Raw genomic sequence first — 13,300 nt, forward strand, 5'->3', positions numbered from 1 at the left:
GGTTCCCTATTTTACGGTGCCGCTACGCTTGTCTCCCGTGACCGCGACCTACCCGCTGACTTCCGCGACCGCCGCGCACCCCGGACGATGGGTGCTCACGTTCGTCTGCCGCGATCAGCCCGGGATCGTGCACGCCGTGAGCGGCGCGATCGTGCAGGCGCGGGGCAACATCCTCGAGTCGCAGCAGTTCTCGAGCGACGACACCGGTCGCTTCTTCATGCGGCTGGAACTCGAGACCGACGTGCCTCGGGCCGACATCGTCGCCGTGCTCGAGCCGGTCATCGGCCGCTTCGAGATGGCCTGGCAGCTCGACGAGGCGGGACGCCCGAAGCGCACGCTCGTCCTCGTCTCCACCGCCGCGCACACCCTCAACGACCTGCTGTTCCGCCGCCGGTCGGGTCAGCTCCCCGTCGAGATCCCGCTGGTGCTGAGCAATCACGGCGCCCTGCGCGACCTGGCGGAGTTCTACGGCACCCCGTTCGAGTCGCTCCCCGTCGTCGATGCCGACAGCAAGGCGGCGTTCGAGCAGCGGGTGCTCGATGCGGTCGCCGAGCACGACATCGAGCTCGTCGTGCTGGCCCGCTACATGCAGATCCTGTCGCCCGAACTGTGCGAGAAGCTGCGCGGCCGGATCATCAACATCCACCACTCGTTCCTGCCCGGCTTCAAGGGCGCGAACCCGTACAAGCAGGCGCACGCCCGCGGGGTGAAGCTGATCGGGGCGACCGCGCATTTCGTCACCAGCGACCTCGACGAGGGCCCGATCATCGAGCAGAACGTGGTGCGGGTCGATCATTCGCGCACGGCGACCGAACTCGTCTCCATCGGCCAGGACGAGGAGAGCCGCACCTTGCGCCAGGCTGTCACCTGGTTCGCGCAGGACCGTGTGCTCCTCGACGGAGCCCGCACCATCATCTTTCGCTAGCTGAGGCGCGCCAGCGCTTCTGCTGGCGAGGTCGAGTAGTGCGGCACGCTTGCCGCACGTATCGAGACCCCGAGGACCAGAACGCGAGAGCGTTCCGGCTGTCCGGATCGAGTGGCTACCGTTGAGGGCATGACCGTCCAGCACCACGACTCGCTCCCCCTCGACACCGGATCGGCGGAGCGCCTCGCGACGCTCGGGCTGCGTCTCGGACTCGTCGACCGCACCGATGACGAGGCGTTCGGAGCGTGGCTGCAGGCGGATGCGCGCGGCTTCCACGAGCCGCGGTACGGCGACGACCAGCTGCCGGCCGCACTTGAGGCCGTCCGCTATCGCCGCACGACCGGTGTCTGGGATGACGCCCTCCCGACGAAGACACCGGTGGCGACGGTCAGCTCGTGGGTCGCGGAGCTCACCGTGTCACCCGGTCGCGTCGTCGAGGCCTGGGCGATCAGCTCGGTCACCGTCACCCCGACGGCGGCGGGCAAGGGCATCGCTCGTGCACTGCTCGAGGCCGAGCTGCGGACCGCGTCCGCCGCCGGCTGCCCGCTGGCGATCCTGACGGTGTCGGAGTCGACGCTCTACCGTCGGTACGGGTTCGCTCCCGCCGCCCTCTCGGCCGACTGGCGCTTCGACACCCGCAGGGTGACCTGGACCGGGCCCATCCCCGACGGACGCGTGGAGCTCACGGAGAAGACCGACGCACGCCGCGACATCGACGAGCTCAAAGACCGCGTGCGTCTCCAGGGCGTCGGCCAGATCGACATCTGGTCGCGGCGCTGGGATCAGGTCGCCGGCCTCGCGAACGAGGAGCCCGACCGCGAGAAGGCGTTCCGCGGTGCCCGCTACCTCGACGCTGACGGAGTGCTGCGGGGCACCCTGATCTACCGCGTCACCCCCGACGAGAACAGCTTCGTCGGGCACACCCTCACCGTCGAGCATCTGATGAGCGAGACGCCCGATGCGTACGCCGCACTGTGGCGCTTCGCTCTCTCGATGCCCCTGGTGAGCACGGTCGTCGCGCGAAGCCGCCCGGTCGACGAAGCGGTCAGGTGGCAGATCGCGGACTTCCGCGCCGCCAGGTCGACGACGAGCGACCACCTGTGGACGCGGGTCCTCGATGTGCCCGCGGCGATCGCGGCTCGGTCGTACGACTCCGCCGGGTCCCTCGCGCTGGAGGTCTCGGATCCGCTGGGGTACACGACGGGTACCTGGCTGTTCGAGGCCGCGGCCGACGGATCCGGCACCGCCCGAGCCGTCGACGCAGCACCGGGCGGGATGCCGACGCTCGCGCTGGACGTGTCGGACCTGTCCTCGATCTATCTGGGCGGGGTCAGCGCGGTGACGCTGACCGATGCGGGCCGCGTCACGGAGAAGACCCCGGGAGCGGCCGTTGCGGCCGATCTCCTCTTCTCCACGCCTCGGGCACCCTGGCTCCCCCTCTGGTTCTGATGTCGAGTCGCCCACTTCGGGCAGTGTTCGAGCGCGAACACCGCCCGAAGTGGGCAGTTCGTCAGGAGGGCTTGATGGCGACCGCGTCGATCTCGACGAGGATGCCGGCCAGCGTGCTGCCGACCGTGGTGCGCACCGGGTAGGGCGCGGGCATCATGGCGGCGTAGACCTCGTTGAACTCGGCGAACATGCCGAGGTCCTGCAGGTGGACGGTCGTCTTGACGACATCGGCGAGGGTCAGTCCCACGACCGAGAGAGCCGTCTCGACGTTCTTCAGCACGCCCTCGGTCTGCGCGGCGATCCCCTCGGGCAGTTCCCCGGTCTCGGGGTCGTGCGGGCCGAACCCGGCGGTGAAGACGATTCCGTTCATCTCCACGACCTGGCTGTACGGGCCGGCGGGTGCGGGCAGCTTGTCGCTGATGTAGGCGTTCTTCGGCATGGTGATCCTTCTCTCGTGCGTGGTGGGAACCGGGGTCAGAGGAACGCCGCACCCATGGCGGCGATGTCGAGGTCGACGGGCGCGACGGTGAGCCGTTCGGACAGTGAGAGCGATGCCAGGAAGGGCGATGCGGCCGCGCGCTCGTCGAGGATGCGGCCGACCGCAGGCGCGAGCTGCGGTGTTCCGTGCACCACTCCCCCTCCCAGGACGACGAGGTCGACCCCGACGACGAGGAACAGCGTCTCCGCCGCGTCGGCGACACCGCCCGCCACTCGCGCGAGGATCTCGATCGCGATCGGATCGTCCGCGGCGACGGCGGCGGTGAGGGAGATGACCGGATGGGTCGTTCCGAGAGTGCTGCGAGCGAGTCCCGCGCCGGACGCGATGGTCTCGAGGCACCCGATCTGGCCGCAGGGGCAGAGGAGGTCGCCGTAGCCGCCGAGGTGCCCGACCTCGCCCGACACCCCTCGGAACCCGTGCCACAGCTCTCCGCCGAGAACGAGTCCGGCCGCGATCCCGGTCCCGACGTTGAGGTAGGCCAGGGAGGAGACGCCGCCCCCGAGCAGTTGGAACGCGCCGAGGGCCGCGGCGTTGACGTCGTTGTCGACACTGACGCGCCCGACCTCGAGGTCGGCGATGCCGGCGGCGAGATCGAGCTCGTCGATGCCGAGGTTGACCGCGTGCGAGACGACGCCCCGGTCGAAGTCGATCGTGCCGGGGATGCCGATCCCCACCGACTCGACGGGATCCGGCGATGCCGCGGCCAGGCGCTCGATCGTCGTCCTGACCGTGGCGAGCACCTCGTCAGCGCCCCGCCCGCTCGGGAGTTCGGAGTGCGCGAGCACGACTCCGGCCGCGTCCAGTGCGACCGCGCGCGCTTTCGTGCCGCCGACGTCGATCCCGATCCTCACTCCCGCCGCCGTCTCAGAAGAAGGTGTGCACGACGCCGGTGACGACGTCGTCATCGTCGACGAGCAGGCCGTGGGTCCATTTGTCGAACGTTGTGCAGGGATGCGAGATGCCGAGCACGACCTCGTCGCCGACGGCGAGCGAGCTCGTCGCCGGTACCGTGACGAAGCCGTGCTGGTCGTTGAGGCCGGTCACCGTCGCGCCGGCCGCATCGATCGGTGTCCCGTCGTGGCTCGCGGACAGGACGACGGGGTAACCGGCGTCGAAGGAGACGTCGCGGCGGCCGGCGGTGATGAGCACCAGGTCGGGGTCGGGCCGGGACAGGACCGTCGCGCGGATCTCGATCGCGGGGATGAAGGGTTCGATGTCGACCCCGCGCAGAGCGGGCGAGTCGTGCAGGTAGACCCCGTGGTCGTGCGTGACGTAGCTGCCGCTGCGGACGACGATGCGCGTGTCCGGCACGCTCGAGAGCGAGAATTCGTCGATGACCCGGTCGAAAAGATGGCTGCCGCCGGCGCTGAGGACGAGACCGTCCTCGACGAGTCCGAGCTCCGACAGCCGCTCTCCGGCGATCCGGACCGCGGTCAGCAGCTGATCGACCGCGAGGTCCAGCTCGTCGCCCTCCCGTTCGCCGAGCGACCCCTCGAAGCACGAGGTGCCGACGACGCGGAGGGTGGGGGCATCGTGGATGACCCGCGCGACCGCCTCGGCCGTCGGGAGATCGCGGACACCGGTCCTGGCATCGGGCAGGCCGATCTCGACCAGCACCTGCGGAGCCCGATCCGCGCCGGCGAACGCGTCGACCAGCAGCTCCGCTCCGTGCACGCTGTCGACGTAGCAGAGCACTTCGAGCCCCGCCGTCCTGTCGAGGAGACGGCGCAGCGACGCGAGCGCGACACGGTCGGTGACCTGGTTCGCAATGATGACCCGGCGAGCGCCGTGCAGGACGAAGACACTCGCCTGGGTCACGTTCGCGGCGGTGAGCGCCCAGGCGCCGGCGCGGAGCTGGGCGAGGAACAGTTCGGGGCTCATGGTCGTCTTGGCGTGAGGGGCGAGTAGAGCACCGCGGCGGGCGCAGTAGTCGGCGAGGACGGCGATGTTGTGCTCGAGCGCCGACGTCCGGAGCACGAAGAGCGGGCGGGAGAACACCGGGGCGTCCAGGCGAAGCCCCCGTTGCGCGATGTCGCCACCGGAGGCCATCTCGTCGAGCCCGCCGAACCCTTTGACCGTGGGGCCGATGGGGGCGCGCGACAGGTCGGCCAGGGCCCGCTCGGCGACGGCGGCATCGTGGCTGCCTGCTGCGAAGGCTGACATGACTGCTTCTCCTCGTGTGTTCATCGGTTCGAATCCCTGTGCCGCAGTGCACGCCCGGGCCGCGCCGCGGTGCGGCGGCCGTCCGCGAGGACCGTCTCTCCCCCGATGAGAACGAGATCGACGCCGACCGCCGGGCGGATGGGGTCGTCGTAGGTGGAGACATCGGACACCGTATCGGGATCGAGCACGACGAGGTCGGCGACGGCTCCGTCCGTGACCGTTCCGCGACCGGCCAGGCCGAACCGGTCGGCGGCGTGGCCCGACAGGTGCCGGGCGGCCTGCCCCCAGGTCCAGTCCCCCAGCTCGCGGACGTGCCGGCCGAGGAGTCGCGCGAATGCTCCCCATCCGCGCGGGTGGGGCCTGCTGCCGAGGAAGATCGCGTCGGACCCGGCCAGCTGACCGGGGTGCGCGAGCAGCTGCCGCACGTCGGCCTCCGTGCGGTCCGCTCCGTTGTCGACCACGCAGCCCACGGCGAGGTCGGCGGCGATCAGGATGTCGCAGACGAAGTCCTCGATCTGCCGGCCCGCGATCTCGGCGGCCTCGCGCAGACCGTGGCCCTCCGCCCACGCGTAGGCGGGATCGCCGACGAAGGAGAGGACGATCGAATCGAGGCGGGTGCTGCGCGGCAGGATCTCGTCGCGCAGCAGCGCGCGTACGGACGGTTCGGCGAGCCTGCTCAGCGTCGCATCGGTCCCGCCGGCCTGCAGCTCGGGCGGAAGCAGCAGCATCGCGACGATCGTGCTGCCCCGGAGGTAGGGGTAGGAGTCGAAGGTCAGGTCGACGCCGGTGAGGCGGTGCGACCGGTCGAGTGCCCCGGCAACGAGCGCTGCCGGACCGTGCAGATGCGACACATGCCCGATCGCACCCGAGGAGGCGCTGATCTGCGCCATCTCGGCGAGCGACGCGGCCAGCTGATGGTGGGCGTAGCCGCGCAGGTGGCTGGCATGAACGCCGCCCGCCTCCCCGACCGCGATCATGAGCTCGGCGAGCTCGGCCGTCCCCGCGAAGCGGCCGGGCACGTAGTCCAGCCCGGTCGACACCCCGAGCGCGCCCTCGGCCATCCCGCGGGCGACGAGGTCGCGCATCCGCAGGCGTTCCCCGTCGGTGGCGTCGCGTTCGTCGAAACCGACGGCCCGCGCACGGATGCTTCCCGCGCCCAGCAGCAGGCCGGTGTTGAGCGGCCCGCGCCGGTCGTAGGACTCGAGGAGTTCGCCGACCTCAGCACCCCCGAGCAGCCCCGGCGGCACGCGCCCGCCGATGGCCGCGAAGTAACGGTCGACGAACTGCGCCGATTCGCGGTCGTTGGGCGCGAAGGACAGCCCGTCCTGACCGACGATGACCGTCGTGACGCCCTGGCGCAGGTACGCGTCGGCGACCGGGTCGGTGGCCACCAGCGAGTCCGCATGGGAGTGCACGTCGATGAAGCCGGGCAGCAGGTACCTGCCGCTGATTTCGATGGTGCGGGCGCCGGAGCCCTCACCCAGATCCCCCACGGCGGCGATGCGCCCCCCGGAGATCCCCACGTCGGCGCGGCGGGGCTCCGCACCGCTGCCGTCGACGACGGAACCCCCGGTCAGGACCGTCTCGTAGCGAACCGTCATCGCAGCTCGACCAGGGCGTCGCGCACGCGTCGGAGCGCCCCGGCGTCGACGAGCGAGTAGTTGTAGAAGTCGATGCCCGCGGCACCGCCGTCGATGGCCGCACGGAGCTTGGCCGCGAGGTTGCCGACGTCGGCGTTGTCGGGGACGGCCGGACGGAGGGCGACCCGGAGGTCCGCCGCCCCGCCCAACGCCGCCTGGTAGTCCGACACATCCGAGGCCACCTCCTGCGCTTCGGGCGCGTAGCCGAGCATCTGATAGGCGCCGCAGACCGCCGCGATGCCCGCGATGTCGACCCCGTACCGCAGCACGTCCTCGACCGTTCCACTGCCGAGCAGACCGGGCTCGGCCGCCGCCTGGTCCATGAAGCAGAGCGCGACATCGGTTCCGGCGAGGGCATCCGACACCGACGCGGCGAGGGACGCCACCGTCGCGGCTCGCACGGCGAGGTAGGCGGCGACCGCTCCCCCGGCGAATCCGGCGACCTCGTCGAGAGGGATCCGCACCGGCCCGTCGCTCGCGTCCCCGGCATAGGCGGCTTCGATGGCGCCTCGCGCCCAGGAGGAGGCGGCGGTGGCGTCCGCACCGGCATCCGATGCAGCCTCGGTACAGTGCTCGCAGAAGCACAGACTGAGAGCCAGCTTCGCCGCGGCGCCGAGATCGAGGAACCGTCGCGTCAACCGGGCCGGCTGGAAGTGCAGCGATTCGGCGAGCAGCACGTCGGGGGCATGGTTCGCCACGTCGGCCGCGAGCGCACGGTAGTAGGCCCGCGTCACGGGATTGGCGGGGCAGAGGTCGCTCGTGAGCGGGTCGCCGAACGCGGTCCGCTGCACGAGGTCGGTATCGAGGCGGCCGAGCCGCTCGTTGAAGCCGAAGACCGTCCACGCGGTGAGCCTCATGCCCCGCTCGGTGCACGCGGCGCGCAACCGGTCGAACACGTCGTCGAGGTCATACGGGGCGGGCGCCCACGGCGGCGTCCGAGCCGGATACAGCGCGACGTCGGGTGGGAAATAGAGCGCCCCCGGCGGCAGATCGATGAGCCGCGGGCCACCGGGTCGCGGGAGCAGGTCGCGCGATGCGTGGTAGCTCGCCGCGATCGTGACCCCGTCGACGCCGAGCTGCCGGAGGTCGTCGCAGAACCGCTCGGGACCGACGGCGAGCACATCGTGCATGAGCGCGAAGAACGATGTGGGAGGTACGGTCATGCGCTCGGCCGATCCCCCAGCGTCGTCTCGAAGAACGCGGGGCCGAAGGTCGCCTCGAGGAACCGGGCGTCGCCCGCGGTGATCCCGCCGTCGACCGTGAGGGTCGTGCCCGTGATCCAACCGGCCTCGGGCGAGGCGAGGAACGCGCACGCCGCCGCGATGTCGTCGGGCTCGCCGACGCGTCGGAGCGGGTAGAGGTCGGAGATCCGCTCGAGCATGCCGGGCGCCTCGGCGACGCGGGCCTCCCAGCTGCGGGTGCGGACCGTGCCGGGGGCCACCGTGTTGAACCGCACACCGTGGGGGCCGTAGCGGAGGGCGAGGTTCTTGGTGAGGTTCATCAGTCCCGCCTTCGCTGCCCCGTACGCCTCGTTGCCGAATCCGGCGAGGCCGTTCACCGAGGTGATGCTCACGACGCTCGCGTTCGGCGAGCGCAGCAGCAGCGGGAGCGCGGCTTGGATGCAGAGGAAGGGCGCCTTGAGGGTGACGGCCACATCGACGTCGAACTCGTGGTCGGTGACCCGCTCGAAGTGGGTGTCGCTCGCGTGCGCCGGGCAGTTGATCAGCACATCGAGGCGCGGATGCTGCTCGCCGACCCCGTAGAAGAACCGACCGACCGAGGAGGAGTCCGTCGCATCGAGTTCGCTGGACTCGGCGGTGCCGCCCGCCTCCCGGATCTCTTGGGCGACCTCGACGGCGTATTCGACGGCCGAATCGGCGACGACGACATGCGCGCCCTCGGCCGCGAGCCGCAGGCCGGTCGCGCGACCGATCCCGCGGCCGCCCCCGACGATGACGGCGACGCTCCCCTCGAAGCGCCGCGCTGCTCCCGGGTTCGTCACAGCTCGGCCCCGGCGGGAGTCATCTCTGCGACGGCGACGGAGGACCCGTCGGCCATGGCTTCCTCGATGGCGCAGATGGTCTTCGTCACCTCGAGTCCGTGCCGGACCCCGGGTCCGATCTCTCCGCCGTCGAGGAGACCGGCGGCGAACTGCTGCACCATCCATCTCGGGGGGCCGACCTTCGACCGGCCGATGCTGGCACCGAGCGGCCACTCGGACCTGAGCTTGTCGGAGACGACCGTGAGGCCCTGATGGCTGAGGTCGGCCGCGATCGACCCCTCCGTTCCGATGAACGAGAACCGGAAGTCGACGATGCCCTCCCCCGCGTCGGGCAGGACCCAGGCCGAGGTGAGGTTCGCGGTGCTGCCGTCGGCGAAGGTGACGAGGGCGTGGACGACATCGGTGGTGTCGATGCCCCGCGCGGCGAGCACGCCGGAGGATCCGACGGCCGAGACGGTCACCGGGGTGCTGCCGGTCAGCCACATCAGCATGTCGAGCGTGTGGGGCATGAGGAACCAGGCGGGCGACGATGCGGCAGCCCAGCTCAGCATCTGCGTCGGCACGAAGTAGGAGTTGCTCAGCGTCGCGGACGAGGTGATCGGCGAGCCGAGATCGCCCGATGCGACCAGGTCGTGCGCGCGGACGACGTGCGGGTTCCAGCGGTTCTCGAAGCCGACGAGGCAGCGCGCGCCTCCTGCCTCGACGGCGTCGGCGATGGCGTAGGCGTCGTCGAGGTTCGTGGCCAGGGGCTTCTCGATCAGGAGGTGCTTTCCCGCCGTCGCCGCCGCGACCGCCGCGCCGCGATGCGCGAAGTCGGGGGTCGCCACGATGATCGCGTCGGGATCGTGATCCGTCAGCAGATCGTCGATACCGGGGACGACCGGCAGCCCTGTCGCCGTCGCGGCGTCGGCCGCGACCCCCGGCGACTTCTCCGCGAATCCGACCACCTGCACGCCGGTCTGGTCCTCGAGCGCGTCCGCGAACAGGCGTCCGCGCAGACCCGCGCCGACGATTCCGATGGTGAGCACTGCATTCCTCTCGCTGATGGCGAAGCTTGCGGGGGTGGTGCGGGTCGCGATGGCAGGGGTCAGAAGAGGGTGAAGCCGCCGTCGATCTGCACGATCGACCCGGTCATGAAACTGGACGCGTCGCTCGCGAGATAGACGACCGCCGGCCCCAGCTCGTGCGGTTCGCCCGCGCGCTTCATGGGGGCGGGATCGACGCACCACGGCTTGTACTGCGGCTCGTAGACCGGCGACATGTCGGTATGGAAGTAGCCGGGTGCGATCGCGTTCACGCGGATGCCGAGCGGCGCCCACTCGGCGGCCAGGCCCCGCGTCATCTGGTGGACCGCGGCCTTGGAGGTCAGGTAGGAGATCTGCCAGCGCGGCTGGTTCACGATTCCGGCCGACATCGAGCCGATGTTGACGATGGTGCCGCCGCCCCTCTCCGCCATCCGCCGCCCGACCGCGCGCGAGCAGTACCAGACACCGTTCACGTTGGTGGCGAGCACCTCGTCCCAGACACTGTCCGGGGTGTCGAATGCGGCGCCGCCGACCCCGATCCCCGCGTTGTTGACGAGGACATCGATCTCCCCGAACTCGGAGCTGACCTCGGCGACGGCCCGTTCGACATCGTCGACGTCGGAGACCTCGAGCTGCACACCGTAGGCGCGGATGCCCAGGTCCTCGAGCTCGCCCGCCGCGGCCTGCGCCGCCCCGAGAGTGCGGGCGGAGAGGGCGACGGCGGCTCCCGCCTCGCCGAGCGCCTGCGCCATCGCACGGCCGAGACCGCGGCTGCCTCCGGTGAGGAATGCGGTCTTGCCGGCCAGTGAGAAGGATTCGAGCGACGTCATGGCGCCTTTCGGGAGATCGGGCCGGCATCCCCCGCGGGAGATGTCGACCAGGTGATGGTCATATCGAGCGAGACGGGCTCTCCTGGCGACGCGACCGCGGAACCGCCGGCCGCGAGCCCGTTCACCGGGCCGCTGAGCGGTTCGACGCAGAACGCGTCGGGCATGGTCTCGCAGAGGATCCAGTGCGACCCGGTGCGCGCGAGAGTGAGTTCGAGACCGTTCGACCATCGGATGACGGGGTCGGCGAGCAGGTCGGTGAACGAGTCGTCCCACGGTCGCGCTCCGCCGCCGGGAGCGGTGCCGATCGGGATCCCATCGGAGTCGCAGACGTAGCGGGTGCCGGGTGAGAACTCGTAGGAAGCTGTCGACCCGTCGGCGAGGACCTCGCGGAACCAGGGGTGGAAGCCGAGGATGACAGGCATCCGCCGCTCGTCGTTGGCCGCCGTCGCGGTGATCGTGAGCGACGTATCAGTCAGCGTGAAGCTCTGCCGCAGGCTCCCGCCGAACGGCCAGCGCTCGTCGAAGTCGAAGACGATGTCGTCACCGTCGCGCTGCCACGCCCGGTCGAAGGCGAGGCCGTGCATCGCGTGGGGCCCGAAGTTGACCGGCACCTCGTAGTCGACGCCGTCGAAGGCGAACCGGCCGTGGGCCGTGCGCCCCACCCAGGGCGCCATGAGGAACGACCCGGAGAAGATCTGCGGCGGCGCTCCCGGGGCGGGCGTGCTCGCGCCGAGCACCTCGAGGCCGTCGATGCGGAGCGAGGTGAGCCGACCGCCGCCGGGGTCGACCGAGATCGACGACCGCTCGGTGCTGAGCTCCAGGAGCTCGGCCGTGCCGACGTCGCCCCCCGCGCTCATTTGACCGCCCCCGCGGTGAGGCCGCCGATGAGGTGCTTCTCGATGCTGGCGAACAGGATGACGACGGGGATGATCGCGATGAGCGAGGCCACGAAGAGGTACTGGTACTCGGTCTGGGCGAGGCCGACGAACTGCTGGATGCCGACGGGCAGCGTCTGCAGTCCCTTGTTCGGGTTGTTGAACAGGGTCAGGGCGACGGGGAACTCGTTCCAGACCTGGATGAACGAGAACACGACGGCGGTGACGATGCCGGGCCGCACGAGCGGCAGCGCGATCCGGGTCATCGTGCCGAACGCGCCGAGACCGTCGAGTTTCGCGGCTTCCTCGATGTCGATCGGGATCGACTCGAACTGCCCGCTGAGGATCCAGATCGAGAAGGCGAGGTTGAACGCGGCGTTGGTCAGGATGATCGACCAGTACTGGTGCACGCCGCCGACCCAGACGAACTCCTGGAAGAGGCCGACGACGACCGCGACCGGGGCGATCACCTGGGTGACGAGGACGACGCCCATGAACGCCCCGCGGCCCGCGAACCGGTGCCGGGCCGTGTAGTACGCGGCCGGCACCGAGATCGCGATGACGATCAGAGTCGAGACGATCGCGATGATCAGGCTGTTCTTGATGTAGCTGGCGAGGTCGATCTTGTCCCAGATGTCGACCCAGTTGCTCCACTCCCACTGCGCGGGCAGGTAGGTCGCAGGTGAGGCGAACAGCTCGGTGCCGGTCTTGAACGACGACAGGAACATCACGATGTACGGCGCGAGGAAGAACAGCGCGATCAGGAGACCGCCGAGAGGCATCACGTAGTTGCGGATGCGCGACCAGACGGCGGCGGCGCGGCCCGACGACGGGCGCGGAGGGTGCCGCGGCACGGTCAGGAACTCCCGGACCGGCTCGATCGCACGAGCGAGAGCGGAGGCCACGGCCCCCCTGCGCCCGAGGTCGCTGCGGCCCAGCGCCCGGAAGTAGAGGAACACCAGGATGCAGAGGAAGACGACGTTGAGCACCGAGAGCGCGGCGGCCTCACCGGGGTTGAGCTGCTGCCGGAAGGCGATCTTGTAGGCCCAGGTGATGGTGGTGTCCGCCGCGTTGCCGGTATTGCTCCCCGTGATCACCCAGATGACGGGGAACGAGTTGAACACGGACACGACGACGAGGATCGTCGCGATCACGAGCGACGGACGCAGCAGCGGGAACGTGATCGACCAGTAGGTGCGCCAGGCCCGGGCGCCGTCGACCTTCGCCGCCTCGTAGACGTCCTCGGGGAGCGTCTGCAGCCCGGCGAGGATCACGTAGGTCGTGAACGGGATGGTGACGATGATCCCGACGATGACGACGGACAGGAACGAGAACTTCGGGTCCTGGTACCAGCCGATCGGCGAGGCGAGGAGGCCCAGGTCCATGAGGAAGCGGTTGAGGATGCCGTTGCTGCCCTGCAGCATGTAGCGCCACACCGTCGCGCTCATGACGAGCGCCGCCGCCCACGGGACGACGAGCGCCCAGCGCACGAGGAACCGGCCGGGGAACCGCTTGTTCAGGAATTGCGCGAGCGCGAGCGAGATGCCGATCGATCCGGCGACCACGGCGACGACCCAGACGACGGTGTTGGCCATGACCTGCCCGAGGGCGGGTTCGCGGAACAGCTTCACGTAGTTGTCGAATCCGGCGAACCCCTGCGAGACGCCGGTCGCCTGGATGCGTGAGAACGACGAGTAGATCATGATGCCGATCGGCACCAGGATCACCGCGACGATGAGGATCGTGGCGGGGAGGGTCCACGGCAGGGAGGTGCCGAGGCCGGTGAATCGGGTGCGGCGCGCTCCGGGACCGGGCGCCGCCGGTCTCGCCGGGAGATCGCTCTCGCGGGGAGCGGTGGTGATTGGTGCGTCGGCTGTAGGGGAGATTGCCAC

Annotated in this window: 12 protein-coding genes; 2 read left to right on the top strand and 10 right to left on the bottom strand. The window is 70.3% G+C overall.

The window, feature by feature from the left end:
* The first annotated feature begins 37 nt into the window (after positions 1-37).
* Both purU and DDQ50_RS00255 read left to right on the top strand, forming a co-directional pair.
* Positions 38-925, top strand: coding sequence for a formyltetrahydrofolate deformylase (purU, locus tag DDQ50_RS00250; protein ID WP_377940278.1), 888 nt, complete (start codon positions 38-40; stop codon positions 923-925).
* Between the two features lie 129 nt (positions 926-1,054).
* Positions 1,055-2,374: a GNAT family N-acetyltransferase gene (locus DDQ50_RS00255; protein ID WP_116754747.1), complete on the top strand. Its 1,320-nt coding sequence runs from the start codon at positions 1,055-1,057 to the stop codon at positions 2,372-2,374.
* Positions 2,375-2,435: 61 nt separating this feature from the next.
* Here the strand turns inward: DDQ50_RS00255 and DDQ50_RS00260 are convergent, their stop codons facing one another.
* The 10 genes from DDQ50_RS00260 to DDQ50_RS00305 are packed head-to-tail and all read right to left on the bottom strand — an operon-like array spanning position 2,436 to position 13,300.
* Entirely contained in the window at positions 2,436-2,813 is a 378-nt protein-coding gene (locus tag DDQ50_RS00260; protein ID WP_116754748.1) for a RidA family protein, read from the bottom strand.
* 35 nt (positions 2,814-2,848) lie between these two features.
* The gene (locus DDQ50_RS00265; RefSeq protein ID WP_165829629.1) at positions 2,849-3,724 is read right to left on the bottom strand and encodes an ROK family protein; all 876 of its coding nucleotides are present in this window, start codon (positions 3,722-3,724) and stop codon (positions 2,849-2,851) included.
* 13 nt (positions 3,725-3,737) lie between these two features.
* Positions 3,738-5,036, bottom strand: a complete 1,299-nt coding sequence (locus tag DDQ50_RS00270) for an alanine racemase (protein ID WP_165829630.1) — start codon at positions 5,034-5,036, stop codon at positions 3,738-3,740.
* Positions 5,037-5,056: 20 nt separating this feature from the next.
* A complete protein-coding gene (locus DDQ50_RS00275) occupies positions 5,057-6,637 on the bottom strand; it encodes an N-acyl-D-amino-acid deacylase family protein (protein WP_116754751.1) in 1,581 nt (526 codons plus the stop codon).
* Positions 6,634-7,839, bottom strand: coding sequence for a hypothetical protein (locus DDQ50_RS00280; RefSeq protein WP_116754752.1), 1,206 nt, complete (start codon positions 7,837-7,839; stop codon positions 6,634-6,636). Before DDQ50_RS00280 ends, DDQ50_RS00275 begins: the two co-directional genes overlap by 4 nt.
* Entirely contained in the window at positions 7,836-8,678 is an 843-nt protein-coding gene (locus tag DDQ50_RS00285) for an SDR family NAD(P)-dependent oxidoreductase (protein ID WP_116754753.1), read from the bottom strand. Before DDQ50_RS00285 ends, DDQ50_RS00280 begins: the two co-directional genes overlap by 4 nt.
* A complete protein-coding gene (locus DDQ50_RS00290; protein ID WP_116754754.1) occupies positions 8,675-9,706 on the bottom strand; it encodes a Gfo/Idh/MocA family protein in 1,032 nt (343 codons plus the stop codon). Before DDQ50_RS00290 ends, DDQ50_RS00285 begins: the two co-directional genes overlap by 4 nt.
* A 59-nt stretch (positions 9,707-9,765) precedes the next feature.
* Positions 9,766-10,533 (bottom strand): SDR family NAD(P)-dependent oxidoreductase, encoded by a 768-nt coding sequence (locus DDQ50_RS00295; protein WP_116754755.1) that lies wholly within the window; start codon positions 10,531-10,533, stop codon positions 9,766-9,768.
* Positions 10,530-11,390 (bottom strand): aldose 1-epimerase, encoded by an 861-nt coding sequence (locus DDQ50_RS00300; protein ID WP_116754756.1) that lies wholly within the window; start codon positions 11,388-11,390, stop codon positions 10,530-10,532. Before DDQ50_RS00300 ends, DDQ50_RS00295 begins: the two co-directional genes overlap by 4 nt.
* Positions 11,387-13,300, bottom strand: coding sequence for an ABC transporter permease (locus DDQ50_RS00305; RefSeq protein ID WP_133245869.1), 1,914 nt, complete (start codon positions 13,298-13,300; stop codon positions 11,387-11,389). Before DDQ50_RS00305 ends, DDQ50_RS00300 begins: the two co-directional genes overlap by 4 nt.

The sequence above is a fragment of the Amnibacterium flavum genome (assembly GCF_003097495.1).
Classification (GTDB): Bacteria; Actinomycetota; Actinomycetes; order Actinomycetales; family Microbacteriaceae; genus Naasia; species Naasia flava.

Bases quoted from the DNA above. Each gene is read 5' to 3' on its own strand.
- DDQ50_RS00255 (WP_116754747.1), top strand. From the start codon at position 1,055: ATGACCGTCCAGCACCACGACTCGCTCCCCCTCGACACCGGATCGGCG.
- DDQ50_RS00295 (WP_116754755.1), bottom strand. From the start codon at position 10,533: ATGACGTCGCTCGAATCCTTCTCACTGGCCGGCAAGACCGCATTCCTC.
- DDQ50_RS00300 (WP_116754756.1), bottom strand. From the start codon at position 11,390: ATGAGCGCGGGGGGCGACGTCGGCACGGCCGAGCTCCTGGAGCTCAGC.
- DDQ50_RS00275 (WP_116754751.1), bottom strand. From the start codon at position 6,637: ATGACGGTTCGCTACGAGACGGTCCTGACCGGGGGTTCCGTCGTCGAC.
- DDQ50_RS00280 (WP_116754752.1), bottom strand. From the start codon at position 7,839: ATGACCGTACCTCCCACATCGTTCTTCGCGCTCATGCACGATGTGCTC.
- DDQ50_RS00270 (WP_165829630.1), bottom strand. From the start codon at position 5,036: ATGTCAGCCTTCGCAGCAGGCAGCCACGATGCCGCCGTCGCCGAGCGG.
- DDQ50_RS00260 (WP_116754748.1), bottom strand. From the start codon at position 2,813: ATGCCGAAGAACGCCTACATCAGCGACAAGCTGCCCGCACCCGCCGGC.